Source organism: Streptomyces altiplanensis (genome assembly GCF_053591575.1).
Window position 1 is genome coordinate 1 of record NZ_JBSFUB010000230.1, and the last position, 1,367, is coordinate 1,367.

At 72.4% G+C, this 1,367-nt stretch carries 1 protein-coding gene; it reads right to left on the reverse strand.

The genetic code is table 11. The features are described from left to right. Positions 1-51: 51 nt before the first annotated feature. On the reverse strand, positions 52-1,236 hold the full coding sequence (locus tag ACWD0Y_RS36640) for a cytochrome P450 (protein WP_450264575.1): 1,185 nt from the start codon (positions 1,234-1,236) through the stop codon (positions 52-54). Positions 1,237-1,367: the final 131 nt, after the last annotated feature.

Genomic DNA, 1,367 nt, shown 5'->3' on the forward strand with positions numbered 1-1,367 from the left:
GCCCCCCACCGGTGGTGGGGGGCACAGCCCGTTGCGGCGCGGCGGCCGGCGCTACCAGGTGACCGGTACCTCGGTGAGCCCGGCCGAGAGCCTCCCGCCCAGCACCTGGAGCTCCTCGATGGGACGTGCGAGGCGCAGTCCGGGCAGCCGGGTGAAGAGCAGGGTGTACGCCGTCTGGAGCTGCATGCGCGCGAGCGGGGCGCCGATGCAGTGCCACATCCCGTGACCGAACGTCAGGTGGGTGTTGGGCGAGCGGGTGATGTCGAACACCTCGGGGTCGTCGAAGACCTGGGTGTCGAAGTTGGAGAGGGTGAAGTCGAGCAGCACCAGCTCCCCGAAGCGGATGGTGACGCCGCCGATCTCGACGTCCTCGGTGGCGTAGCGCGGCAGGACCGAGCCGCCGGCCTTCGCCGACCGCAGGATCTCCTCCACGGCGCCCGCCATCGCCTTCGGGTCCGCCATGGCCGCGGCGAGCTGCTCGGGGTGAAGGCCGAACAACACCACACCGAGGTCGATGTGGCTGGCGACGGCCTCCAGTCCGGCGAACAGCACCCCGGCCGCGATGGGCCCGATGCGCGCGTCCGAGGGCTCCTTCACGCACAGCCGTGAGATCACGTCGTCGCCGGGGTCGGCCCGCTTGCGGCCCGCGAGTTCCACCAGATAGCCGAAGAGGTCCTGCTGTCCGTCCTGGACGGTGTCCGGGTCGTCCAGTCCGCCCATCTGCGAGAGCAGGGTGACGAGCAGCTCGCGGTCCTCGGCGGGCACACCGATGAGCTCGCCGAGGACGGCCAGCGAGAACGGCATCGAGAAGCCGCCGTGCAGGTCCGCCGGGGGGCCTTGCGCGATGAAGCTCTCCAGCACGGCTTCGGCGATGGCCTCGACCTTCGGCATCATGTTGAGCACGCGCCGGGCGGAGAAGTTCGGGGTGAGCATGGCGCGGGTCTCGCTGTGCAGCTTGTGCGCCACTTCGGCGTCGTCGCTGACGAGCATGTCCAGGAACGGGTTGTGGACGTAGCGCGGGGCGTTCGCCGGGTCGGGGTGCGCGCGGGCCAGCCGCTCGTCGCGGAGCAGCTCCTTGAGCTCGGCGTGGCGTGTCACCAGCCATCCCTCGTCACCGGCGGGGGTGCGCACCCGGCAGACGGAGCCGCTGGTCTGGAGCTCGCGCAGCAGCGGGCTCAGCCGCAGGACGGTGGGCGGCACTCCCTTGAGGGACGGCAGCTCCTGGGACGTGGTCATGGGGGGGTTCTCCTCTGGACGGTGGTGCGGGTGTGCTCGTCGGTCCCGGCCGCGCGGGCGGGTGCGCCGGGGGGCGGGCGGCGGGGCGCGCGTCTGGGGTGTCGCCCCGCCGCCGCCCGACACCCCGCCTG

Excerpts from the sequence above, each read along its gene's own strand:
- ACWD0Y_RS36640 (WP_450264575.1), bottom strand. The coding sequence starts at position 1,236 with ATGACCACGTCCCAGGAGCTGCCGTCCCTCAAGGGAGTGCCGCCCACC.